Source organism: Acinetobacter sp. TYF_19 (assembly GCF_043105125.1).
Taxonomy (GTDB): domain Bacteria; phylum Pseudomonadota; class Gammaproteobacteria; order Pseudomonadales; family Moraxellaceae; genus Acinetobacter; species Acinetobacter johnsonii.
Genome location: NZ_JBICLH010000062.1, coordinates 14,048 through 36,499, shown reverse-complemented (window position 1 = coordinate 36,499; position 22,452 = coordinate 14,048). Strand labels below are relative to the sequence as shown.

The 22,452-nt window shown below is 43.0% G+C and carries 18 protein-coding genes; 11 read left to right on the top strand and 7 right to left on the bottom strand.

Going from position 1 to position 22,452, the window contains the following annotated elements; genetic code table 11:
- Positions 1-47 precede the first annotated feature (47 nt).
- Positions 48-617 carry a peroxiredoxin gene (locus ACF8FD_RS08650; protein ID WP_234304577.1) on the bottom strand — a complete coding sequence of 190 codons (570 nt, stop codon included), beginning with the start codon at positions 615-617 and terminating at the stop codon, positions 48-50.
- A 154-nt stretch (positions 618-771) separates the two neighbouring features.
- Between ACF8FD_RS08650 and ACF8FD_RS08645 the strand changes: the two genes are divergently transcribed.
- The 5 genes from ACF8FD_RS08645 (at position 772) to bioD (ending at position 5,525) form a co-directional block, all read left to right on the top strand.
- Positions 772-1,518 (top strand): hydrolase, encoded by a 747-nt coding sequence (locus tag ACF8FD_RS08645; RefSeq protein WP_392453326.1) that lies wholly within the window; start codon positions 772-774, stop codon positions 1,516-1,518.
- Positions 1,519-1,623: 105 nt separating this feature from the next.
- Positions 1,624-2,943: an adenosylmethionine--8-amino-7-oxononanoate transaminase gene (bioA, locus tag ACF8FD_RS08640; protein WP_279679200.1), complete on the top strand. Its 1,320-nt coding sequence runs from the start codon at positions 1,624-1,626 to the stop codon at positions 2,941-2,943.
- Positions 2,940-4,097 carry an 8-amino-7-oxononanoate synthase gene (locus ACF8FD_RS08635; protein WP_279679199.1) on the top strand — a complete coding sequence of 386 codons (1,158 nt, stop codon included), beginning with the start codon at positions 2,940-2,942 and terminating at the stop codon, positions 4,095-4,097. Before bioA ends, ACF8FD_RS08635 begins: the two co-directional genes overlap by 4 nt.
- A 7-nt stretch (positions 4,098-4,104) precedes the next feature.
- Positions 4,105-4,884 (top strand): malonyl-ACP O-methyltransferase BioC, encoded by a 780-nt coding sequence (gene bioC, locus ACF8FD_RS08630; protein WP_279679198.1) that lies wholly within the window; start codon positions 4,105-4,107, stop codon positions 4,882-4,884.
- Positions 4,881-5,525: a dethiobiotin synthase gene (gene bioD, locus ACF8FD_RS08625; protein WP_234304581.1), complete on the top strand. Its 645-nt coding sequence runs from the start codon at positions 4,881-4,883 to the stop codon at positions 5,523-5,525. Before bioC ends, bioD begins: the two co-directional genes overlap by 4 nt.
- A 73-nt stretch (positions 5,526-5,598) precedes the next feature.
- Here the strand turns inward: bioD and ACF8FD_RS08620 are convergent, their stop codons facing one another.
- From ACF8FD_RS08620 to ACF8FD_RS08600, 5 genes are all read right to left on the bottom strand, one after another.
- Positions 5,599-6,015, bottom strand: a complete 417-nt coding sequence (locus ACF8FD_RS08620) for a biopolymer transporter ExbD (RefSeq protein WP_234304582.1) — start codon at positions 6,013-6,015, stop codon at positions 5,599-5,601.
- A gap of 18 nt (positions 6,016-6,033) precedes the next feature.
- Complete coding sequence (locus ACF8FD_RS08615; protein ID WP_234304583.1) at positions 6,034-6,459, bottom strand: biopolymer transporter ExbD; 426 nt, start codon at positions 6,457-6,459, stop codon at positions 6,034-6,036.
- An 18-nt stretch (positions 6,460-6,477) separates the two neighbouring features.
- A complete protein-coding gene (locus ACF8FD_RS08610; RefSeq protein ID WP_234304584.1) occupies positions 6,478-7,359 on the bottom strand; it encodes a MotA/TolQ/ExbB proton channel family protein in 882 nt (293 codons plus the stop codon).
- Positions 7,360-7,393: 34 nt separating this feature from the next.
- Positions 7,394-8,092 carry an energy transducer TonB gene (locus tag ACF8FD_RS08605; protein ID WP_279679197.1) on the bottom strand — a complete coding sequence of 233 codons (699 nt, stop codon included), beginning with the start codon at positions 8,090-8,092 and terminating at the stop codon, positions 7,394-7,396.
- 141 nt (positions 8,093-8,233) lie between these two features.
- Positions 8,234-10,915: a TonB-dependent receptor gene (locus ACF8FD_RS08600; protein WP_234304585.1), complete on the bottom strand. Its 2,682-nt coding sequence runs from the start codon at positions 10,913-10,915 to the stop codon at positions 8,234-8,236.
- A gap of 754 nt (positions 10,916-11,669) precedes the next feature.
- Between ACF8FD_RS08600 and ACF8FD_RS08595 the strand changes: the two genes are divergently transcribed.
- Genes ACF8FD_RS08595 through ACF8FD_RS08570 form a run of 6 tightly spaced genes read left to right on the top strand, consistent with a single transcriptional unit; the run spans position 11,670 to position 21,169 of the window.
- Entirely contained in the window at positions 11,670-13,463 is a 1,794-nt protein-coding gene (locus ACF8FD_RS08595) for an ABC transporter substrate-binding protein (RefSeq protein ID WP_279679281.1), read from the top strand.
- 13 nt (positions 13,464-13,476) lie between these two features.
- On the top strand, positions 13,477-15,285 hold the full coding sequence (locus ACF8FD_RS08590) for an ABC transporter substrate-binding protein (RefSeq protein WP_279679275.1): 1,809 nt from the start codon (positions 13,477-13,479) through the stop codon (positions 15,283-15,285).
- 24 nt (positions 15,286-15,309) lie between these two features.
- Positions 15,310-17,325, top strand: coding sequence for a Zn-dependent oligopeptidase (locus ACF8FD_RS08585; protein ID WP_279679276.1), 2,016 nt, complete (start codon positions 15,310-15,312; stop codon positions 17,323-17,325).
- Between the two features lie 11 nt (positions 17,326-17,336).
- Positions 17,337-18,275, top strand: a complete 939-nt coding sequence (locus ACF8FD_RS08580; protein WP_205667666.1) for an ABC transporter permease — start codon at positions 17,337-17,339, stop codon at positions 18,273-18,275.
- A gap of 7 nt (positions 18,276-18,282) precedes the next feature.
- Positions 18,283-19,428, top strand: coding sequence for an ABC transporter permease (locus ACF8FD_RS08575; RefSeq protein WP_234304588.1), 1,146 nt, complete (start codon positions 18,283-18,285; stop codon positions 19,426-19,428).
- A 10-nt stretch (positions 19,429-19,438) separates the two neighbouring features.
- Positions 19,439-21,169, top strand: a complete 1,731-nt coding sequence (locus ACF8FD_RS08570; RefSeq protein WP_234304589.1) for an ABC transporter ATP-binding protein — start codon at positions 19,439-19,441, stop codon at positions 21,167-21,169.
- A 164-nt stretch (positions 21,170-21,333) separates the two neighbouring features.
- Here ACF8FD_RS08570 and rluB read toward each other — a convergent pair whose 3' ends face one another.
- Positions 21,334-22,440, bottom strand: coding sequence for a 23S rRNA pseudouridine(2605) synthase RluB (gene rluB / locus ACF8FD_RS08565; RefSeq protein WP_004695341.1), 1,107 nt, complete (start codon positions 22,438-22,440; stop codon positions 21,334-21,336).
- Positions 22,441-22,452: the final 12 nt, after the last annotated feature.

Here is a 22,452-nt window from a genome sequence, read left to right as displayed (position 1 = left end):
TAATCAAAAAGCCTTCGAATCAATGTCCGAAGGCTTTTTTGTATGGGTTATTTTTTAGAGAACTTTTGAATATCTACCAATACTTGTCCTGCATGGGTTTGGGTATTCACACTGCTGTAGTGATAGACCACCGTACCTTGTGGGTCAATCAGAAAAGTTTCACGTTTCGCAATTTTCGCGATGCCCAAGTTGCGCACGATGCCGAGTTGATTTGCCAGTTGATGATTGTGATCAGCCAAAATAGGGAAATTCAGCCCTAATTTTTTAGAAAATTTTTGATGTGACTGTACATCGTCCAAACTCACGCCTAAGACAACCGCATTATTTTTGCTAAATTGTGGATAGAGTGCTTTGAACTGATTGGCTTCTTGGGTGCAGCCCGGCGAGTCATCCTTCGGATAAAAATACAGAACGATCCATTTGCCTTGATATTGTTTGAGCTCATGCCATTTGGCATTTTGATCTTGTAACTTAAAACTCGGTGCGGGCTTGCCTACCCATTGCTTTTGGTCTGATGAAGCGCTTGAAAAAGCTGGTGCTGCATAAGTGGCATTACTGATGGCACAGAAACTACCTAGCGAAATTAAGCTAATCGTTGCCATTTGCATTATTTTCATTGTGTAGGCTGTCCAGAAATGTATTTCATTGATCTTAGCAAATTTTAAGGCACTAAAGTGCTGAGATTCTGGTGTCTAAATCTGAATTATTTATTTAAATTTACTGTTCATTCAAAGGGCTTGCTTTGCAACGGAGTCTGAGGTTTTATACTGTTTGAAATTTACAGTTTTAGAGTCTGCATTGAATCAACGTATTTTACTCATCACGGGCTGGGGTGGTGGGACCAAGTTACTGCAACCTTTGTCTCATGCTTTGCAGCATAAAGGCCATTCGGTTGAGCTGATCAATATTTTTAATGGATTGGATACACAGGCATTGCAGCAACATGCTGAACAAGCCAAAGATTTTGATGTCATTATCGGTTGGTCTTTGGGGGGGCAACTGGCAACTTTATTGGTCGCGGCTGTTGAACAGCAGTATCAACAGCAAAAAGTGTTAATCACTCTGGCTTCAAATCCGTGCTTTGTGGCGCATGAAAACTGGCCAACTGCGATGAGTCCAGCGACATTTCAAAGCTTTAAACAATCCTTCGAAGCAGATGCAATTGCAACCTTAAAGAAATTTGGATTTATGGTATGCCAAGGGACGGCAACCACCAAGCAAGATTTTTTGCAGTTGCAAAGTTTGATTCAGCCTCAATCTTTAGATCTGCTAAAACAGGGACTCAATTGCTTAGAGCATTTAAATACGGTTGAGATCTTACAAAATTATACGGGACATCAACTCCATCTGCTGGCTAAACAAGATTTTTTAGTTAGCTACAAAGTCTTGGATAATTTAAAAACTTTAGGTGCATTTTTTTTAGATGCGATGCTTTTAACTGGTTCACATGGACTTCCAGTTTTTCATACCGATGAGGTAACTGACCAAATCTGCCAATATTTACAAAAAATGGATTAAACAATTCACTGAGTGGTGAATATCGCAATTTCTTTTTGATGCGCGCAGGTTTAAGATCAGTCAAATTGAAATTTTGCTGTAACTGTCGTAGATATGGAGTTAAGGATGACTGAGATCAATGCCAAATTTGATGCTGAGTTGGATGACTTAGCATTTGATCGGGAACATATTTGGCATCCTTATACCTCGATGACCAATCCGCTCCCCACCTTTAAAGTTAAAAAAGCTTTCGGTTCAACCATTGAATTAGAAGATGGTCGTCAGTTGATTGATGGAATGTCTTCGTGGTGGTGCACCATACATGGCTATAATCATCCTGAACTGAATCAGGCTGTGACGGATCAACTGCAAAACATGTCGCATATTATGTTTGGTGGTTTTAGCCATGATCCCGCCATTCAACTGGGCAAATTACTGTTGCAAATTACCCCGCCAAGTTTAGATAAAATTTTCTATGCAGACTCGGGTTCTGTTGCGGTTGAAGTGGCGTTAAAGATGGCAGTTCAATATTGGACGTCGCTTGGGAAACAAGACAAAACCAATTTTGTCACTCCGCGTTCGGGCTACCATGGTGATACATGGAATGCGATGTCGGTCTGTGACCCTGTCACAGGCATGCATCAAATCTTTGGCTCAAGTTTACCCAATCGTATTTTTGTTCCTGCACCGCAAGTTGCCTTTGATGCAGCATGGGATCAGAAGGACATTCGTGAGCTTGAAAACACCTTAGCAAAACAGCATGAAAGTATCGCCGCGCTGATTATTGAGCCGATTGTTCAGGGTGCAGGCGGGATGCGTTTTTATCATCCTGAGTACTTACGACAGGCTAAATTGCTCTGTGAAAAATATGGTGTTTTACTGATTTTTGATGAAATTGCGACGGGTTTTGGGCGTACGGGGAAACTCTTTGCTTGGGAGCATGCACAGGTCGAACCTGACATTATGTGTATGGGTAAAGGTTTAACAGGCGGCTATATGACCTTGTCTGCAACCTTAACCACAAAGCATATTGCTGAAACCATCAGTCGAGGCGAAGCGGGCGTATTTATGCATGGTCCAACGTTTATGGCCAATCCCTTGGCGTGTGCGGTGGCGGCGAAAAGTACAGAACTCCTCATTTCACAAGATTGGCAAAGCAATATTCAACACATCGAAACACAACTTCGTACCGCTTTGACACCTTTACAGTCACTTGAATATGTCCATGACGTTCGTGTACTGGGGGCCATCGGTGTAGTTGAACTGACGTTTAATGTGGATATGAAGACCTTACAACAAGAGTTTGTCCGCCGTGGTATTTGGGTGCGACCCTTTGGAAAACTGGTTTATGTGATGCCCCCTTATGTGATTACCTCACAGGAACTCAAGACTTTGCTTGAGCAATTGGTTGAAGTGGTGGTGCAGATGCAGGAGCCTGTTGTATGAAGCATGTAGAGCATTTTGCAAAGCAGTTGGATATCCTTAAACAGCAGGGCAATTTGCGCCGATTTACGTCCAATGTACAGCAAGGGCGGATGATTCGAATCAATGATCATGAGATGTTGAATTTGGCATCGAATGATTATCTAGGATTGGCTGCAAATATAGAATTACGAGAACAGTTTTTCGATGAAACACCGAATACACAGCGTTGGATGAGTTCAGCCTCTTCACGCTTATTGACAGGTAATTTTCCTGAATATGAACAGTTTGAGGCCAGCCTAAGTCAAGCTTTTCATGGTCGAGCGGCTTTGGTATTCAACAGCGGCTATCACATGAATATTGGTATTTTACCTGCGCTAGCTGACAGTAAAACCCTAATTCTGGCTGATAAATTAATCCATGCCAGCATGATTGATGGTATTCGTTTATCGACAGCAAAGTTTGTACGTTATCGCCATAATGATTTGGCACATTTAACCCAACTTTTACAAAAGTATCATACCGATGATGCTTTTGAGCGGATCATTGTGGTGACCGAGTCCATTTTTAGTATGGATGGTGATGAAACCGATTTGGCTGAACTGGTCCGCATCAAAAAACAGTTTGAAAAAGTCATGCTCTATGTCGACGAAGCACATGGCATCGGTGTGCGTGGTGAGCAAGGCTTGGGCTGTGCCGAGCAATACCAAGTGATTGATGAGATCGACTTTTTGGTTGGCGCTTTGGGTAAGGCAATGGCTTCAATTGGTGGCTATCTGATTTGTCATCCTGTGATTCGAGACTATCTCATCAATACGATGCGCCCACTGATTTTTAGTACGGCACAACCGCCAATCTGCATGGCGTGGAGTAACTTTATCTTGCAACAAGTTTTGCAGTTAAATAATTCACGTCAGCATTTACACAGTATCAGTCAGCGTTTACAGCAAGCAGTTCAGGCCAAAGGTTTTGATTGTCCTTCAACTTCGCAAATTGTCCCTGTGATCATCGGTGATTCAAGCAAAACGGTGGAGAAGGCGAAAGCTTTGCAACAAGCAGGTTTTTATATTATGCCTGTACGACCACCGACTGTGCCGCAGCATAGTTCCAGACTACGTATTTCCTTGACCGCTCAAGTTCGCCATACTGATTTAGATCAGTTGATTCAGTTGTTGTGAGTGAGTCGTGAAGAATTTAGAGATTGATAAAGCACAAGTCGCATTGCGCTTTGCTCAGGCAGGACAAAGCTACAGTGAGCATGCGGTTGTGCAAAAGCAAATTGCACGCCAGCTTTTTAATTTAATCCAAGGTTATACCACTAAAACGCAATTTGAGCGGGTGTTTGAAATTGGTTGTGGTTCAGGCAATTTAAGCCATTTATTGCTGAAAGATTTCCAAATTCAGCACTATTTACTGAATGACTTATATGCCGAGGTGCAGCAGCACTTTCAGGGTTATTCGAATATAGACTGGTTATTGGGCGATATTGAACAGCTTGTTTTTCCAGCTCATTTAGAACTGATCGTATCGACCTCTGCGTTGCAGTGGATGACGGATCTTGATGCTGTTTTTCAGAAAGCGAATGACAGTCTGCTTGCACAAGGGTTGTTTTGTTTTTCCACTTTTGGGGAGCGAAATTTACAAGAGATTAAGACCTTAACGGGACAAGGTTTAGATTATGTCAGCCTCGATCAACTACGGGAAAAATTGCAAAACCAAGGCTTTGAAGTTCTGCATTTGTCTGAACAGATTGAGTACTTAGACTTTGCGACACCGAAACAGGTACTGCAACATTTAAAAGCCACAGGTGTCACGGCAACTGCATCGAGCTTTCGTTGGACCAAGCACTCGCTCGAATGCTTTTATCAAGATTATCAACAATTTTCACAACTCGATACATCAGGTCAGATTCATTATTACCTGAGTTATCACCCTATTTATTGTATTGCACGGAGAATGCCATGACTGGATCAGTTTACTTTATCAGTGGAATCGATACAGGCATTGGGAAAACCTATACCACGGGCTACTTAGCCAAGCTTTGGAATGAGCAAGGCCAAAAAACCATTACCCAAAAGCTAGTACAAACGGGCAATGTTGATGTTTCTGAAGACATTGAACAGCACCGTAAAATTATGGGTATGGGTTGGTTTCCTGAAGATGACAGTAAGCTGACCATGCCTGAAATTTTTAGTTATCCTGCATCGCCACATTTGGCGACTAAAATTGATGGTCGTGAGATTGATTTTGCAAAAATCGAGCGTGCTACTCAGCAGCTGGCTGAAAAATATGAGGTGGTGTTGTTAGAAGGTGCGGGTGGTTTGATGGTGCCTTTAACCACAGATTTGCTCAGTATTGACTATATTGCAGCCAAGCAACTGCCTGTAATTTTGGTGAGTTCGGGGCGTTTGGGCAGTATTAACCATACCATTTTAAGTTTAGAAGCACTGAAAAGTCGTGGTTTGGAGCTCTATGCTTTAGCCTATAACTTAAATGATGAGTCACAAGATGAACTCATTTCTAAAGATACTGCGAGCTATTTAAAAGCTTATTTGGCAGCACATTTTCCGCAAGCCTTGTGGATGGACATCCCCGTGTTGAAGTAATTCGCAGAGTCCCTAAAAAAATAAAAAAACCGCTAACAGCAAAAGCTGTCAGCGGTTTTTTTGACGGTTTTATTTATTGATTACTCACGACTCCAATTTTTTTCACATCAAGGCGTTGGGCTGCGGCCATGACCATCGCAATGTATTTATATTCCGTTGCGCGGTCAGCTTTGAGTTTAATTTGGTCTTGATCTGCTTTTTGAGCAACGGTTCGAAACAAGGCTTCGAGCGCTTGTTTGGACTCCACAGCTTGTTCATTCCAAAACATTTTGCCTTGAGCATCTAAGCGTAGTTCCACGATTTCAGGTGGTTTTTCCTGAACTGGTGGTGGTGTGCCATTCGGGAGGTTGATATTAATGGCGTTGTTTGGCAATGGAATCGTGATAATGAACATAATCAGTAATACCAACATGACATCAATCAAAGGCGTCATGTTGACATCAAGCATCACATCTTCATCATCTTGGTTGGAACCAACATTCATACCCATAGCTGAATCCTTCTTTGATTAAGGTGAAGAGGGTGGTGTGGTGACAAAGGCAATTTTGCCAATCCCCGCTTGCTGCGTGGTGGTAATGACTTGGTCAATCGCATCGTATGGCGTAAGTTGGTCACCACGAATGTGTACATCGGGCTGAGGTCTCTTTTGTGCCTCTGTCTGTAAACGAGAGAGTAATGTTGCTTTATCGGCAATGTAACTTTCATTCCAGAAAATATCGCCATTTTTATTGACTGCAAGTTGAATATTTTCAGGTTTGGTTTCATAAGGCACATTCTTTTCTTCAGGCAAATTGACTGGTACGGTATGAACTGCAACAGGCACTGTAATGAGAAAAATAATTAGCAAAACCAACATAATATCAACCAATGGTGTGGTATTAATGGTTCCGATTACATCATCATCGCTGTCATTTGAATTTACCGTCATTCCCATGGCTGATTCCTCATGTTCTTATTTCATGTCACGGTTAACAGGATTGTTGGTGCTGATTTCACCACTTAACAGCACCGCATGCAGGTCTGAACCAAAGGTACGGACTTCTTCCATCACGGCTTTATTCCGGCGGGTTAACCAGTTGTAACCAAGCACTGCTGGAACAGCCACGGCTAAACCAATTGCAGTCATAATTAAGGCTTCACCCACAGGGCCTGCGACTTTATCAATAGATGCTTGACCCGATACCCCAATCGCGGTTAACGCATGGTAAATTCCCCAAACGGTACCGAATAAACCCACGAAAGGTGCGGTTGAACCTACAGTTGCTAGAAAAGCCAGCCCACCACTTAAATGGCTGTGAATTTTGTCGATAGCACGTTGAATCGAGATAGTGACCCAAGTATTAAAGTCGATCCGTTCTAATAATGTTCCACCATGATTTTTTGTGGATTTAATGCCTTTTTCAGCAATAAAGCGATACACACTGGCATCATCTAAACCCTCAGTTGCAGTATCGAGAGAGGTTGCTTCCCAAAAGTTTTTATCGGCATGTTGGCCTTGTTTGCGGATTTTGCCTTGCTGTAAGCACTTGGTGATGATGATGTACCATGTCCCAATCGACATAATCACCAAAATAAACAGCGTCACTTTAGACACCAGATCACCTTCTTTCCACATTGCTTCTAAGCCATAAGGGTTATGTACTTTTTCTGAAGCAGTAGGTGCTTTTTCAGCTAAGGGTGGGGGAACAGGTGTTGCTGCTTTTTCAGTCGTGGTGACTGGTGTAGTTAGTGCTGTAGTGGGCGCAGCGGTTTCTTCTGCAAAAACAGCTTGTAGAGGAAGTAATGTGCTCATTCCAAGTAGGCTTGCTGCGGTAAAGTTTTTTAATTTTTGCATTGTGTAACTCCTAATGTCGGCTGATCTTTTTCAATTATTCGAGAACAAATTCGTATGGGATGTCGAACCAAGCGCTTTGAGCTACGCCATCTTTCATTGCAGGTTTAAATGTGCACAAGCTATACGCTTTCGTTGCTGCTCGGTCTAAAGTACGGTCACCTGTTGAGCGTTTCACTTTGACTTCTTGCGCCTTACCATTGGTATCGACAAAGACCGAAATCAGTACGGTGCCTGAAATACCACTCATCTCTGCTTCGCGTGGATAGCTTGGAGCTTTGCATCCAACTTCACCTTCCGATACTCCACGTGTAACACCTGTGGGTTTGGGTGCAGGTGATGGAGCAGCGGCAGTCGGTGTTGGGGTTGGAGATGGGCTTGGAGAAGGCGATGATGCAACTGGCGTCGGCGTGCTTATCGTCGGTTTAGTGACGGGTGTAGCAACTGTTTTTTGCACTGGGACTACTTTTTCTACAGGTTTAGGGTCAGGCTGCTGCGCTACTTTTTCCACCATTTTTGGTGGCTCTGGTGGAACTTCTTTAGGTGGTTCAGGCTCAGGTGGCTTGATATCTTGCAGAATGACCAATTCCACAGGTTCGGTTGAGGGTTTGACAATATCTTTTGCCAAGCCCGCCATTAGCACCAAGCCAACAAGAACATGTAAGAAAATCACAACGCCAATACCTGTGAGTTTTTTGGCGGAGTTTTTTTCTAAATCTTCAAATGTAGTGCCCATAATTACTCCTAAAATTTAAGCCAAATCTACTTTTTAAAAGCATTGGATTGCACTTGGGAAAATCCATATATATCTGGTTAAAGTTGAGCATGTATAAACATCACCACAGATTGAATACTTCAATCTGTGGCTCAGATCCGCTTAGAACGTATATGTACCTCTTACGTAGAAAGTACGTCCTGTTGGGTCGCTGTAACGTGGGTCATAGCCGTATTGGAAGTTATCGAGAACATTCGATGCAGCAGGTTCTTCATCAAATAGGTTTTTGATGCCACCCGTTAGGGTTAAGTTTTTGAAACCTTTATAGGTGCCTGCAATGTTGTAGAGGGTATAGTCTGGAACTTTGTGGTTATCAAAGCCTTCTTCACCTGTTGCATTTTGGTCGTGATAACCTCGGAAAAATTGCTGTTCAAAGACCAATTTCCAGTCTTCATAGCTCCAGTTGATGTTTGCGGTATGTTTCCAGCGCAGTACAGCAGGGTCATCATAAACGCCCACTAAACCCTCCCAGTCTCCATCTTTTTCTTCTTGGTAGTCATTTTTGATGACATAAGTTCCATTAATTCCAAAGCCAAACCGACCTGTTGATGTCATAGGAGTGAGGTAATCTAAGCTAATGTCGATCCCTTCGGTTTTGATGCCACCTGTATTCATTAAAGTGGTATTGATGTATTGGATACGGCCGTCTGCATCTCGCACAAAGCGATCTGCATATTTGGTTGGATCTTCGAAAATGGAAGTTTCACCCGTTAAGCCAATAAGATTCTCAATTTCGATATTGTAGTAATCGACTGCTAAGACTAGGTTCTTAAGGGGCTCAAAAACAAAGCCTGCTGTAAATGTGGTTGATTCTTCGGGTTGAAGCTCAGAGTTACCACCTTGCATACGCTTAAACTGGGTATTACATTCTGTTTGATATTGAGGTGAAGTTGCTACGCCACCTGGACAGAGCACAGGGTCATCGTATTTTGCCCCCGTGTAAGTTTGGCTTTGCGGCGCATTAATTTCATATAAGCTTGGTGCACGGAAACCTGTACTGTAAGTACTTCGGAACATTAATTGTTTTAAAGGCTCCCAGCGTAAACCCACTTTCGGGTTGAAGGTGTCGCCAAAGTCACTGTAGTCATCATAACGTGCTGCAAGTTGCGCTTCTAAAGTGGAAGTAATCGGAATTTGTAGCTCTGAGAAAACGGCTGTAATGTCACGGTCACCCTTACTGATAGGTTTGTCAGGGTCAATGCCACTACCTGGGACAAGTCGAACAAGGTCTGAGTTTACCCTTGCTTCCCAGTCTTGCGTGGTAAAGCTACCGCCGAAGGCAAAACCCACGTCACCCGCAGGAAGGGTGAAAATTGGACGGCTGATCGTAAAGTCAAAGGTGGTGGAGTCTAAGGTCGCATCATTGGTCGTACCGCTGACTTCTAATGAATTCCAAACACTTGAATCCGCTGAAGGACCAAAGGGGTTAATGGTACCGTTATCTAGCCCTTCTTGCAGTTGACTACGATTTAAATAGCCACTAACGAAACTGTCCTTTGCTTTACCTTTTGCATAGGTCACGCCGCTGTCGATGTTCCAGCCATATGCTTCACCTTCAATCCCTGCAAAAATACGATGTGATTCATTGGTTGTCTTAGAAACACGGTTACCCGCTTGTGAGCGGAGATAGAGTTGTAAAGGGTCATCACTTAAACCGGGAACAGCAGGAGTAATACCTTCACCTGGATAATATTGGCTTCCTTTGGGAAGCGTCACAGATCGGCTATAGACATCGGGTGCGATTGAGGTAGTGACTTCATTTTTTGCATATACATATTCAGCAATGGCGTTGAATTGGTCACTGAGTTTGAACGTTGCACGCCCTAGGGCCGATAAGTCTTCTGTTTCGGGTTGAATACCAATCAAGGCTTGAGTGTTTAAAAAACACAGACCATCTTCCGCAACAACATTAGGAGTGTTATTACAGTTGGCATTACCGTAAGGGTTGGCTAATACACCACTGGTTGGGTCATAGAAGTTAGCAGGAAAACCATTCGCAGAGCCAGCATCGATCCCTAATTCAGGTAAAAGCCCACCACGACGGCTAACTTTACGGTCTTTGGCCATAATTTCTTTAGACTTTTGGTAGCTGATTGCGCCATATACGTTAAAACCTTGTTCGTCTAAGTCGCCATAGCCACCAAAGATAGAGACATCGTATTCTTCCCCCCCTTTTTCTTCGGGTTTGAGTACACCGCTGCTGATACCGAAACCTTCATATTGTTTTTTGGTGATGAAGTTAATCACCCCAGCAATGGCATCTGCGCCATATACTGCGGATGCACCATCTCGGAGGACTTCAATGCGTTCAACCATTGCTAGAGGAATCGTATTGAGGTTGGTTTCAGAGGTACTAAAAGGGCTATAAGCCAAACGGCGACCATTTAATAATACTAAGGTTTTGTCTGGACCTAGGCCACGTAAGTTGGCTGTTGAACCAGAGGTATTACTTGCCCCCACGTTTTGCGCGGTTGTGTAACCCGCTTGGTTGGCACTGATTTTGGTTAAGGCTTCTTCGGCAGTTGTGACGCCTTGTTGCGCAAGCTCTTCAACTTTAATGACGGTAATGGGTGAAGAACTTTGAGCTGCAACTCCTTTGATAGAGGAGCCAGTGACAGTCACTTTAGCAACTTTTTTAGTTGGTTCTGCTGAGACTGAGCTTTCTGTTTCTTCTGCATGAGCTAAAGACAAACACATCATACTTAAAGTCAGGGTACTTAGTTTAAGTATTGATTTGCTGATGGTTGGGGTCCCCATAGATCGAACAAGTTTGTTTTTTTGCATCGTAAATTCAACCCTTCTTTTTCTATATTTAGCGGTATTGCTGTGCTGAGGGAGTGCAAGGCAAATGCCAACTTTCAGGGATAGACAAAAGACTGTGAATTAAGTTATTGGAAAATATTGTTTTATTTTATTATTTAGATGGATTTGAGTAACTTGTTTTCATTTTTCTAGAATTTAAAAATTTAAAATGGCAAAAAATTACTTATAAATTGATTAAAAAATAATCATAAAATGATTATTCATATAATAAGTGATCAAAAATGAGTCGTGAATTTTTGAATTTTTAATACAAAATCTTATTAGTAATTATACTGAAATATTAATTTTTATCTTTAATAAATAAATACTTGAGATATTTTATTTGGTTTTTTGTATTTCTTTAGGTGTTCGAATTTGAATCATTGGTGTATTAAATCTGTGCAATAGTTTATTTAAACTGAATGTTTAAAAATAGCTACTAATTGGCAAAATGTTCCGATGTGAGTTGAGCCTCTCATTTATAACTAATTAATATCCATATATTTTTCTTACAAAATGTTAAATTAGAATGATAAAAAAATAGGCGTGGCATGATATTCGCTTTGTTGCAGAGGTGAATATTTGCCCATGACCGTTTTTTAAATTTTGATAATTAAAATTTAATTTATAAAACATGGGTTTATGTTTTAAGTTTTTGTCAGTGTTGTCTGAAAAATAAAACACTGACATTGAACATGGATGGCATGAGATCACCTTGCTTAAAAAAAAGATGTGTATAGGTATGAACTTGAATTCAAAAAAACTGAAGCTTGCTGCTTTATCCCTTGCGATGGGTTTTGGCTTTTCTGCCTATGCAAAGTCGCCTGCAGATCCAAACAAAGTATTAAATATCGCTTATGAAGCGCCTGATGATGGTTTTGATACGGTTAAAACCTATAATTTTTATAGTGGCAGTATTGCCCAAGCCATTTTTGAACCGCTTTTAAAATACGATTATTTGGCACGCCCCGCTCAATTGGTTCCAAACACAGCAGTGTCGATGCCAAAAATAGAACAAGAGGGCAAAGTCTATACCTTTAAAATTCAGCCCAATATTTATTTTAGCGATGACACTGCCTTCAAAGGCAAGTCGCGAGAGTTGGTGGCGCAGGATTATATTTATTCCATGATGCGGATTATGGATCCGAAAAATCGCTCACCGACCTATTCATTTATTGAGGGCAAAATTGTCGGTGGCGATGCTGCTATTGCTCAGGCCAAGAAAACAGGCCAGTTTAATTATGATGCCGCGATTCCGGGTTTAAAAGCCCTCGATAAATACACACTACAAATCACATTAACCCGTCCTGACTATAATTTCCCGTATATCTTGGCTTACGCCACATTTAGCGGAACAGCGCGGGAAGTGGTGGAGTTTTATGGGGACCGAATCGCGCAGCATCCAGTGGGGACAGGGCCTTATCAACTGAGCAAATATGTACCGCGGAGTCGTATTGAACTGGTGGCCAACCCGAAATATCGTGGTTTTACATGGAATTTTAAATCTACAGGTTCGAGTTGGGACAACCGTCTGGTCAAGGAGATGCAAGGCAAAAAAATGCCGCAAATCGGCAAAGTCAGCGTCAGTATTATTGAAGAAGAACAGTCTCGCTGGCTCGCGTTCAAATCGGGACAACTCGATTTTGACAAACTGACTTCCAATGCAGTACCGCAGGCTTTAAATGGTAATCAACTCAAACCGGAACTGGTCAAGCAAGGCATTCAACATTTCCCCAATAAAGATGCTGAAATCACCTTTACCATGTTTAATATGCAAGACCCTACAGTGGGCGGTTTTGGGCTTGAAAAAGTTGCATTAAGACGTGCGATTAGTCTGGCTTATAACCAAGCAGAAGCCATTAAACAACTGTATAAAGGGCAGGCGGTGAAGTCGGAGATGTTGGTGCCTGAGGGGGTACAAGGCTTTAATCCCAACTACCGGAGTAGTGTGGCCTATAACCCGCTCTTGGCGAATAAATTACTGGATCGTTTCGGTTATAAAAAGGGGGGAGATGGTTACCGTCGACTACCGAATGGTCAGCCTTTAACGCTCAAGTTTATGACTGAAAACAGTTCCAGTTCGGTGATTCAATCTGAACTGTGGAAGAAAAATTTAGATGCGATTGGTCTGCGTGCCGATTTTGTGGTGAGTAACTTTGCTGACAATTTAAAAGCAGCGATGCAATGTAAATATATGATTTGGGGCGGGGCTTGGATTGCGGACTATCCTGAAGGGGAAAACTTTGCCCAACTGCTGTATGGGCCCAATTCGGCTCAGGGTAATCTCAGTTGCTACCAGTCCAAAGCCTATGATGCACTTTATACACAAGCAATGGCGCTCCCACCGCCTCAGCGTTTGCCATTTTATGAAAAACTCAGTCGTCAAATTGAAGCCGATAATCCATGGATTATTCATAACAGTCGCATTCGAAATTGGTTGTTACATCCACAAGTTCAGGGTTTTAAAGCACATCCGATGATGAACACCAATTGGCAGTATTTGGATATTCAGCCCATAAAAAATAATTGAGATGTAGAACATAATGAGAGATCTAAATCAGAAATTGAAACGATGGGGTTTGGGAATTTTGGCAGGCAGCATTCTGCTGAGTAGTTCAGTTTCCAGTTTTGCGCAAAGTCCTGCCGACCCGAAAAAAGTTTTACGTTATGTTTTTCCTGTGGCTGAAACAGGCTTTGATCCTGCGGGCGTGCATGACTTGTACTCAGCCCATGTCAATGGTTCGATTTTTGAAACTTTGTTTACCTATGATTATTTGGCCTCACCTGCGAAATTGGTGCCACGAACAGCTGCGGCTTTACCCGAGGTGAGTGCGGATGGATTGACCTACACCATTCGTTTGCAAAAGGGGATTTATTTTGCTGTTGACCCAGTGTTTAAAGGTAAAAAGCGTGAGCTGACCTCGACTGATTATGTGTATACCTTTAAACGCTTACTGGATCCGAGCTTGCGTTCACCCAACAGTTGGCTGCTCGATGGGCGAATCTTAGGGATGGAGGCTTTGCTGAAACAGGCACAGAAAACGGGAAAATTCAATTACGACCAATCTGTCGCGGGCTTGCAAACACCAGACCGTTATACCTTGGTTATTCGCCTGACCAACCCTGATCAGAACTTTCCAATGTTGCTTGCGCATCAGCCTGCAGGTGCAGTTGCACGGGAAGTCATCGAAAAATATCGTGACAAAGCGGGTTTTGTGATGGGGCATCCAATAGGAACGGGGCCGTATATGCTCAGTCGTTGGACGCCGGGTTCGCGGATCATTTTAAAGGCCAACCCTGATTTCCGAAGTTTTGTTTGGAACTTTAAGGCCAGTACGCCTGAGGATCAAAAGATCGTCAAAGCCATGCAAGGCAAAAAAATGCCGCAAATTGGCGAGATTGATATTCAGGTAATGGAAGAGGGGCAATCACGCTGGTTGTCCTTTATTAAAGATGAAGTGGATTTGTTTGCCTTAGATGGTGAGCTGACGGTTCAAGCCTTGCAAGATGGAAAGTTAAAACCTGAATTGGTTAAGAAAGGTGTACAGCTGTCACGGATTACCGATCCTTCGATTGACTATCATTATTGGAATATGCAAAACCCAGTCGTTGGTGGTTTGAGTAAAGATAAAATCGCCCTGCGCCGTGCCATGGCGATGGCATTTTCAGCCGATAACTACATCAATATTTTACAAAAAGGCGATTCGCAAAAACTGCAAGCACCGATTCCAAGTGGTGTGGTGGGCTATGATCCCAATTATCGAAGCAGTATTCCTTACTCAGTCAAAGCGGCAAATTTATTGTTAGATCGTTATCACTATAAAGTAGCTGCAGATGGTTGGCGTACTCAGCCGAATGGGAAACCTTTGGTGATTGAGATGACGCTTTCGGGCAATAATTTACGCAGTCAACAACAGGCCGAGTTTTGGAAGAAAACTTTAGACAGTATCAAAATCAGAATGACCACCAAGGCGATGCCTTTTGCTGAGGCTTTGAAATTAGAAAAACAATGTAAAACCATGTTTAAGACATCGGCATGGATTGCAGACTACCCAGATGCAGATAACTTTATGCAGCTGTTTTATGGCAAGAACATCAAGATTACTAACAATGGCTGCGCCAAAATTCCTGAATATGACCGCCTATATGAACAAGCCCAAAAGATGATACCGAGTCCAGAGCGCGATGTAATCTACGCCAAAATGTCACGTTTGCTAGAGGTGTATATGCCTGTACAAGTGATTGGGGCGCGTTACCGCAATATCTTGGCACAACCGCGTGTAATTGGTTTTAAAAAGCATCCCATACTGCCCGCAGAGTGGATGTATATCGATATTGATTTGAAGAAATAGAAATTAAACAAAACTGGAGTCATGATGAAAAAGCAACATTTTAAATTCACCGCATTGTGCATGTTGGGCCTAGGGATGAGTCAGATGGCTTTGGCGGAAACAGCACAGCGCCAAACATTACCCAGCTTTCAAGCCAAAGACATCCCTGCAATGTGTAATGCCAAAATTGCTGATGTGAAAAAGCAACTTAAAACGTTTGAAAATAAGCCCCTTAAAAACGAAACGGCAGCAGCGCCTGTATTGGCTGAATGGGATCGTATTTTTGCATCATTTGAAGATTTTTACGGCCCGATTGGTCTGTATAGCAATGTTGACCCAGATGAAGCACTGCGTAAAGCGGCTGAAGACTGTGAAATTAAAATTAGCCAATTCCAAACCGATGTTTATCAGAATCCAAAGCTATATCAACAAATTAAGAAAATAAAAATTGCTGATCCAATTGAAGCCAAGTTCCGTGAAGATATTTTGGAGGGTTTTGAAAAAACAGGGATACAGCTTTCAGCAGATAAACAAGCACGCTTAAAAGCGATTTTTGATGAACTGGCAAAAATTGAACAAGAGTATGCGCGTAATGTCCGTGATAATCCTGAAAAACTCGAATTTACCCCTGATGAGCTAAAAGGCCTGCCACAAAGTTATATCGATGGCTTAAAGAAAAATGATAAAGGCAATTATTTACTCGGTTTTGAGTATCCCGATTATCGTCCTTTTATGGAGTTGGCAGATAACGATGACGCACGTAAGCGTTATCAAATTGCATTTACCCGACGTGGTGGCGAGAAAAATCTGGCGCTGCTGAAGCAAGCCATGGACTTACGTTATGAGTTAGCACAACTGTTTGGTAAGTCCAGTTATGCCGAATGGGTACTGCAAAGCCGGATGGCGAAAACGCCTGAAACCGTGAATAAATTCTTGGCAGAGGTACATGCTACCGTAGCACCCCTAGAGAAAAAGGAAGTCCAAACTCTACGCGAGTTTAAAGCGCAAAGTTTGAATATCCCTGTTGAGCAAGCCAGTATTGAGCGTTGGAGCGAAGCATATTGGAGTGAAAAATTACGCAAAGCCAAGTATCAGGTCGACCAAGAACAGCTACGACAGTATTTTCCAACGCAAGCCTCTCAAGACTGGCTATTTGCCATTTCTGAAAACCTGTATGGCATCAAGTTTAAGCCTGCCAAAGTCGAGGTTTGGCAAGATGAAGTGGAATATTACGATGTGACCGATGCCAAAACAGGGCAACTGCTCGGCGGCTTATATATGGATAAATTTCCACGTAAAGGTAAATATGGACATGCTGCTGTGTGGGGTGTTTATGGCGGCAGTAGCCTAACTGGACGCAAACCGATTTCAGCACTGGTCACTAACTTTAACCGCAATGGTTTAAATAGCGATGAGTTAGAAACTTTTGTACATGAGTTTGGTCATGCACTGCATGGCATTTTATCCAACACACGCTTTTCGTCTCAGTCAGGAACTTCAGTTGAGCGAGACTTTGTCGAAGCACCGTCACAAATGTATGAAGAATGGGCACGACGTAAAGAGACTTTGTCAAAGGTGGCAGATTACTGTAAACCTGACTGTCCACGCGTGGATGATGCATTGATTACTAAACTCAATGCCGTGCATAGTTATGGGCGCGGTTTGCATTATGCTCGTCAGACGTTGTATGCACAGTATGACATGGCGCTACATGGCAGTGATGCACGAGAGGTTCAGCCCTTAAAGGTTTGGGAAAAAATGGAAGTCGCAACGGCCTTGGGCTATGTTCCAACCACCGAGTTTCCAGGGCAGTTTGGTCACATCATGGGTGGTTATCAAGTGGGGTACTACGGCTATATGTGGTCAGAAGTGATGGCGTTGGACATGCTTTCAGCCTTTGGTGATAACTTAAATAACCCTGAAGTGGGACAGCACTATCGTCAAACGATTTTGTCCCAAGGCGGTCAAAAACCTGCCAAAGCATTGGTCAAAGACTTTTTGGGTCGTGAACCTGATAACAAAGCCTTTTTCGATGAAATTACTGGTCAACGGGTGAAATAAGGGGCATTTTTATGCTGGCATATATTATTCGTCGAATTTGGCAAATGATCCCGACCATGCTTGGGGTGGTGCTGCTGATTTTCTTCTTGTTTAACTGGGTCGGTGGCGACCCTGCCTATATTTTGGCAGGGAAAATGTCGAACCCTGAACAGATTGAAAATATCCGACAGCAGCTTGGGGTCGATCAGCCCTATTATGTGCAACTGTGGATTTTCATCAAACAGATTCTGACTTTTGATTATGGGCTGAGTTGGAGTACAGGGGAGTCAGTATCGCAAATCATCATGACACGACTTGGGCCTTCACTGACTTTGCTCATTCCACTGACGATCTTACAAACCATTATTTCTATTATTTTGGCTTTGGCGGTGGCAGCGGTGCGTGGCAGTTTAACAGATCGTATGGTGATGATGCTGTGTACGATTGGCATGTCGATCAGTATCTTGGTGTATATCATTGTTTTTCAGTATGTCTTTGCCTATCAGCTGAGCTGGTTTCCAGTACAAGGCTGGAGCGATAGCTTTAGTGAGAACCTGTTTAAGTATGCTTTATTACCTATTCTGATCATGTTAGTGGTCAGTATTGCCCCGACTTTACGGTTGTATCGTAGTTTTGTTTTGGATGAAGTCAATCAAGACTATGTTCGTACTGCACGTGCCAAAGGGATGGGTGAACGGCGCATTTTAGGCGTGCATGTGCTACGTAATGCCTCAATCCCGATTATTACAGACGTGATGGCAAGTTTACCTGCTTTGTTGATTGGTGCATTTTTGATTGAGCGTTTCTTTGGTATTCCGGGCATTGGTCGTGAAGTAATTATTGCGGTAGAGCGTAGTGATTTTCCCGTAATTAAAGCCATTACCGTGTACGTTGCCCTCGCAACGATGTTTTTCAACTTGATTGCCGATTTGATTTATAAATGGGTCGATCCACGTGTACAGTTGAAGTAGGTGAATTATGCTCAGTGTTCTCACTAAAAGAAAACCAGATACTGCTGAACCTACAACAGCGTCTACAGGACTATGGCAACTCGCCATGCGCCGTTTAAAACGCGATCGAATCGCCATGTTTTCTCTCCTAATCGTACTGTTTTATTTGGTGCTGTTAATTTTGTCATCTACAGGATTGATTGCAAAAGACTGGAATAAAGAAGTCGCTGTGAGTTATGCACCACCTACGTTTATCGGTGCAGCAGCGATACCTGCTACGCAAAGTGAAACACGAAAAGTCGAAGCGGCTGTGCCTGAGAACCCTGTTGATCCTTTAAAAGATGTGATTCGTGAGCTCAACACAGAAATTGCTGCTGAACAGGGTGTGGGGGGGGCAATTGATTACTATGGGGTTGTTGATCCTTTAGCCGAAGATATGAAAGCGATTGATCAAGCGTTGGATGGGCATTTGTTGGATCAGCAAGCGGAACTCAAGCAAAGCTTGGTTTTAGGTGCCGACAAATGGGGACAAAGTGTTTTACTGAAAACCATTAAAGGTGCAGAAACATCAATTATTGTTGGCTTGGTCGCAGCTTTTCTTGCCGTGGTGATTGGCACAGTTTTAGGTGCTATTTCGGGCTACTTTGGTGGCTGGGTCGATGATGTCTTGAACTGGTTTTATAACATTTTCACCTCGATTCCTTATTTGCTTTTGGTGCTAGCGATTGCTGCGGTACTGCAACAAAAAGGCGTTTTATCGATTGTTTTGATTTTGGGTTTAACGGGGTGGACGGGAGTATATCGTTTAATTCGTGCCGAATATATGAAGCATACTTCGCGGGAATATGTGTTGGCGGCAAAAGCAATTGGGGTGAGTCATAGCCGACGTATTTTTGTGCATATATTTCCCAATGTCAGTCATATCGCACTGGTTCAAATGTCAATTTTGGTGGTGGCCTTTATTAAGTCAGAAGTGATTTTGAGCTTCCTTGGTTTTGGTGTCCCTGTCGGTGTGGTGTCATGGGGCAGCATGTTGAATGAAGCACAAAGTGAGTTGATTTTAGGTAAGTGGTGGCAGTTAGCGGCCGCTTCTGTGGCGATGGCTATTCTGGTCACTGCATTTTCAATGTTTACCGATGCACTGCGTGATGCATTAGACCCAAAACTGAAATAGGAGCATGAGAATGTCTGAACTTAATCATATGACAGCGCCAGCCTTACTTCAGGTGGAAAACTTGCGTGTTAGCTTTAAAAATGAAGAAAAGCAGTACATTGAAACGGTCAAAGGCATCAGTTTTAGTATTCCAGTGAATACCACTGTAGCCTTGGTTGGGGAGTCAGGGAGTGGAAAGTCGGTTACATCGCTAGCCACCATGGGGCTGTTACCTACTGAAAGCAGTCAAATTGCTTCGGACAGTAAAATTTTGTTTGAGGGGAAAAACCTACTCGATTTACCACGCCGTGAAATGCGGAAAAAGTGTGGTAAAGATATTGCCATGATTTTTCAGGAACCGATGTCATCCTTAAATCCTGTGTTTACGGTAGGTTCACAAATTGCAGAAATTTTGCAGTTACATTTGGGCATGAGTCGTAAGCAGGCGCGTGCACGTGCTTTGGAACTATTGATAGAAGTTGGGATTCCATCTGCTGAAACCAAGATTGATGCTTATCCAGGGCAGTTGTCGGGTGGTCAGCAGCAGCGGGTCATGATTGCTATGGCAATTGCGTGTAAGCCAAAACTATTGATTGCCGATGAACCGACGACAGCGTTGGATGTCACTATTCAAAAGCAAATTTTAGATTTGTTGGAGTCTTTGCGGAAGAAGCATCAAATGTCGATGCTGTTTATTACCCATGATTTGGCTTTGGTCGGGGAAATTGCCGATCAGGTAATCGTGATGCGGCATGGTCAAATTCGTGAACAAGGCTGGGTTAAAGCTGTACTTGAACGTCCTCAAGATGTCTATACCAAAGCGTTGTTACACTGCCGTCCACAATTGTCCAAACGTCCCATGCGTTTGCCCATGATCAGTGATTTCATGCAGCAAAAGGGTGATGACTATATTGAAACGCATAGCATCGATGTCGAGTCACTTCAACAAAGATCTCGCGGCTTAACTGGCCAAGAAGAGATCATTTTAGATGTGCGTGACCTTAAAAAGTCATTTTATAGTCGTAAAGGATTATTCGGCAAAGAGGAGTTTCAAGCGGTCAAAGGCGTGAGTTTCCAACTGGCAAAAGGCAAGACTTTGGGCTTGGTGGGTGAGTCTGGTTCAGGGAAAACCACCATCGGATTATTGCTGATGCGCTTACAGGAGGCAACAGGGGGGAAAGCGCTGTTTGAAGGTCAAGATATTTTGACCATGTCAGAGAAAGAGTTTGCTCGGTATCAACGCAAGATTCAAATCATTTTCCAAAATCCCTATGCATCACTCAATCCTCGTTTTACTGTCGGGCAGATTTTGATGGAACCGATGCAGGTGCATCATATCGGCGCGAATGATGCTGAACGTAAACAGATGGCTTTGGACTTGTTGGAACGCGTGAGCTTACCTGCACAGGCTTTTTATCGTTATCCACATGAGTTTTCAGGCGGACAGCGTCAACGTATTGCCATTGCCCGCTGCTTAACCTTAAAACCTGAGGTTTTGATTTGTGATGAGTCGGTATCAGCATTGGATGTTTCGGTACAAGCCCAAGTACTGAATTTACTGCAAGATTTACAGGATGAATTTGGACTGAGTTATATCTTTATTTCACATGATTTATCAGTGGTGAAATATATTTCAGATCAAATCATGGTGATGAATCATGGTGATTTGGTGGAAATAGCCAATTCAGATGATTTGTACCAGTCTCCACAGCATGAATATACCAAATGCTTACTTAGCGCCATTCCGCAAAGTGTGGCATGAATGGGCTGCTGTTGGCGGGGGAATAAAAACGCTCAATAAGTTGGGCGTTTTTTATAAGGAGCTTGCAGTTTTTTCTGATCTAGAACAGAAAGAGGGCTTATTGTGCAGTGTAAACACATATAAAAAGAGCCACTCGAAAGTGGCTCAAATTTGGACTTTAAAAATTAAAACTTCTTAAAGCTTTTATTTCCAAAAGGTTTACGTGGCGCATTTTCATCACGCGCGTCGCGTTGACCATAGGTGCCTTTGTTGCCAAAGTTCTCTGGACGGCTGTCACGTTGTGCATAGCCTGAGTTTTGGCGTGGTTCACGTTGACCATAACCTGTTTGTGCATTGTCCTGACGGCGCTGGCTATGTCCATTTGGATTTTCACGACGTTCACGGTTGAAAGCTGGCTTCGCTTGTTGTTGGCCTTCATCTTCATTGTCACGGCGCTGTTGACGTAAGAAACCACCACGACGTGCAGCCATTGGTTTTTCTTGCATACGTTCAGTACGACGTTTTGCCATGCCGTACAAACCTGTGCCTTGACGTGGTTTTAACTCAACCGCTTTGGTTAAGTTGTCGATGTCGTTTTTGTCCAGCTCCATCCAACGGCCCGTACGTAATTCACGCGGTAAAATAACCGTGCCATAACGTGTACGGAGTAAACGGCTGACTTTTAAACCTTGCGATTCAAAAATACGACGTACTTCGCGGTTACGACCTTCTTTTACCACCACTTGATACCAACGGTTAATCCCTTCACCGCCAATTTCAGAGAATGACTCAAACTTCGCTGGGCCATCATCTAACACCACACCTTTGAGCATGTTGTTCTTAATTTGAGGCGTCACTTCACCCATAACACGTACAGCATACTCACGTTCAACTTCATTTGATGGGTGCATCAAGCGATTCGCGAGTTCGCCATCATTTGTGAACAATAGTAGACCTGTTGAGTTAATATCCAGACGACCCACCATCACCCAGCGATCATTCGCGATTGCAGGTAATTGATCAAATACCGTTGGACGTGACTCAGGGTCGTTACGTGAACAAATTTCGCCTTCTGGTTTATAGTAAATCAGAACACGACGACGAATTTCATCTTCAATTTGGAACGATACTTTACGACCATCGATGCGAAGCTCATCACCTGGTTCAATACGTTCGCCTACTTGGGCAACTTGGCCGTTGACACTCACACGACCAGCGGCAATGACTTCTTCCATATAACGGCGAGAACCCAAACCAACTCGTGCGAGTACCTTTTGCAACTTTTCACTCATGACAGCATAACC

Coding starts and splice junctions, on each gene's coding strand:
- ACF8FD_RS08650 (WP_234304577.1), bottom strand. CDS start 617: ATGAAAATAATGCAAATGGCAACGATTAGCTTAATTTCGCTAGGTAGT.
- bioA (WP_279679200.1), top strand. CDS start 1,624: ATGACTGAGATCAATGCCAAATTTGATGCTGAGTTGGATGACTTAGCA.
- ACF8FD_RS08635 (WP_279679199.1), top strand. CDS start 2,940: ATGAAGCATGTAGAGCATTTTGCAAAGCAGTTGGATATCCTTAAACAG.
- bioD (WP_234304581.1), top strand. CDS start 4,881: ATGACTGGATCAGTTTACTTTATCAGTGGAATCGATACAGGCATTGGG.
- ACF8FD_RS08620 (WP_234304582.1), bottom strand. CDS start 6,015: ATGGGTATGAATGTTGGTTCCAACCAAGATGATGAAGATGTGATGCTT.
- ACF8FD_RS08615 (WP_234304583.1), bottom strand. CDS start 6,459: ATGGGAATGACGGTAAATTCAAATGACAGCGATGATGATGTAATCGGA.
- ACF8FD_RS08610 (WP_234304584.1), bottom strand. CDS start 7,359: ATGCAAAAATTAAAAAACTTTACCGCAGCAAGCCTACTTGGAATGAGC.
- ACF8FD_RS08605 (WP_279679197.1), bottom strand. CDS start 8,092: ATGGGCACTACATTTGAAGATTTAGAAAAAAACTCCGCCAAAAAACTC.
- ACF8FD_RS08600 (WP_234304585.1), bottom strand. CDS start 10,915: ATGCAAAAAAACAAACTTGTTCGATCTATGGGGACCCCAACCATCAGC.
- ACF8FD_RS08590 (WP_279679275.1), top strand. CDS start 13,477: ATGAGAGATCTAAATCAGAAATTGAAACGATGGGGTTTGGGAATTTTG.
- ACF8FD_RS08585 (WP_279679276.1), top strand. CDS start 15,310: ATGAAAAAGCAACATTTTAAATTCACCGCATTGTGCATGTTGGGCCTA.
- ACF8FD_RS08580 (WP_205667666.1), top strand. CDS start 17,337: ATGCTGGCATATATTATTCGTCGAATTTGGCAAATGATCCCGACCATG.
- ACF8FD_RS08575 (WP_234304588.1), top strand. CDS start 18,283: ATGCTCAGTGTTCTCACTAAAAGAAAACCAGATACTGCTGAACCTACA.
- ACF8FD_RS08570 (WP_234304589.1), top strand. CDS start 19,439: ATGTCTGAACTTAATCATATGACAGCGCCAGCCTTACTTCAGGTGGAA.
- rluB (WP_004695341.1), bottom strand. CDS start 22,440: ATGAGTGAAAAGTTGCAAAAGGTACTCGCACGAGTTGGTTTGGGTTCT.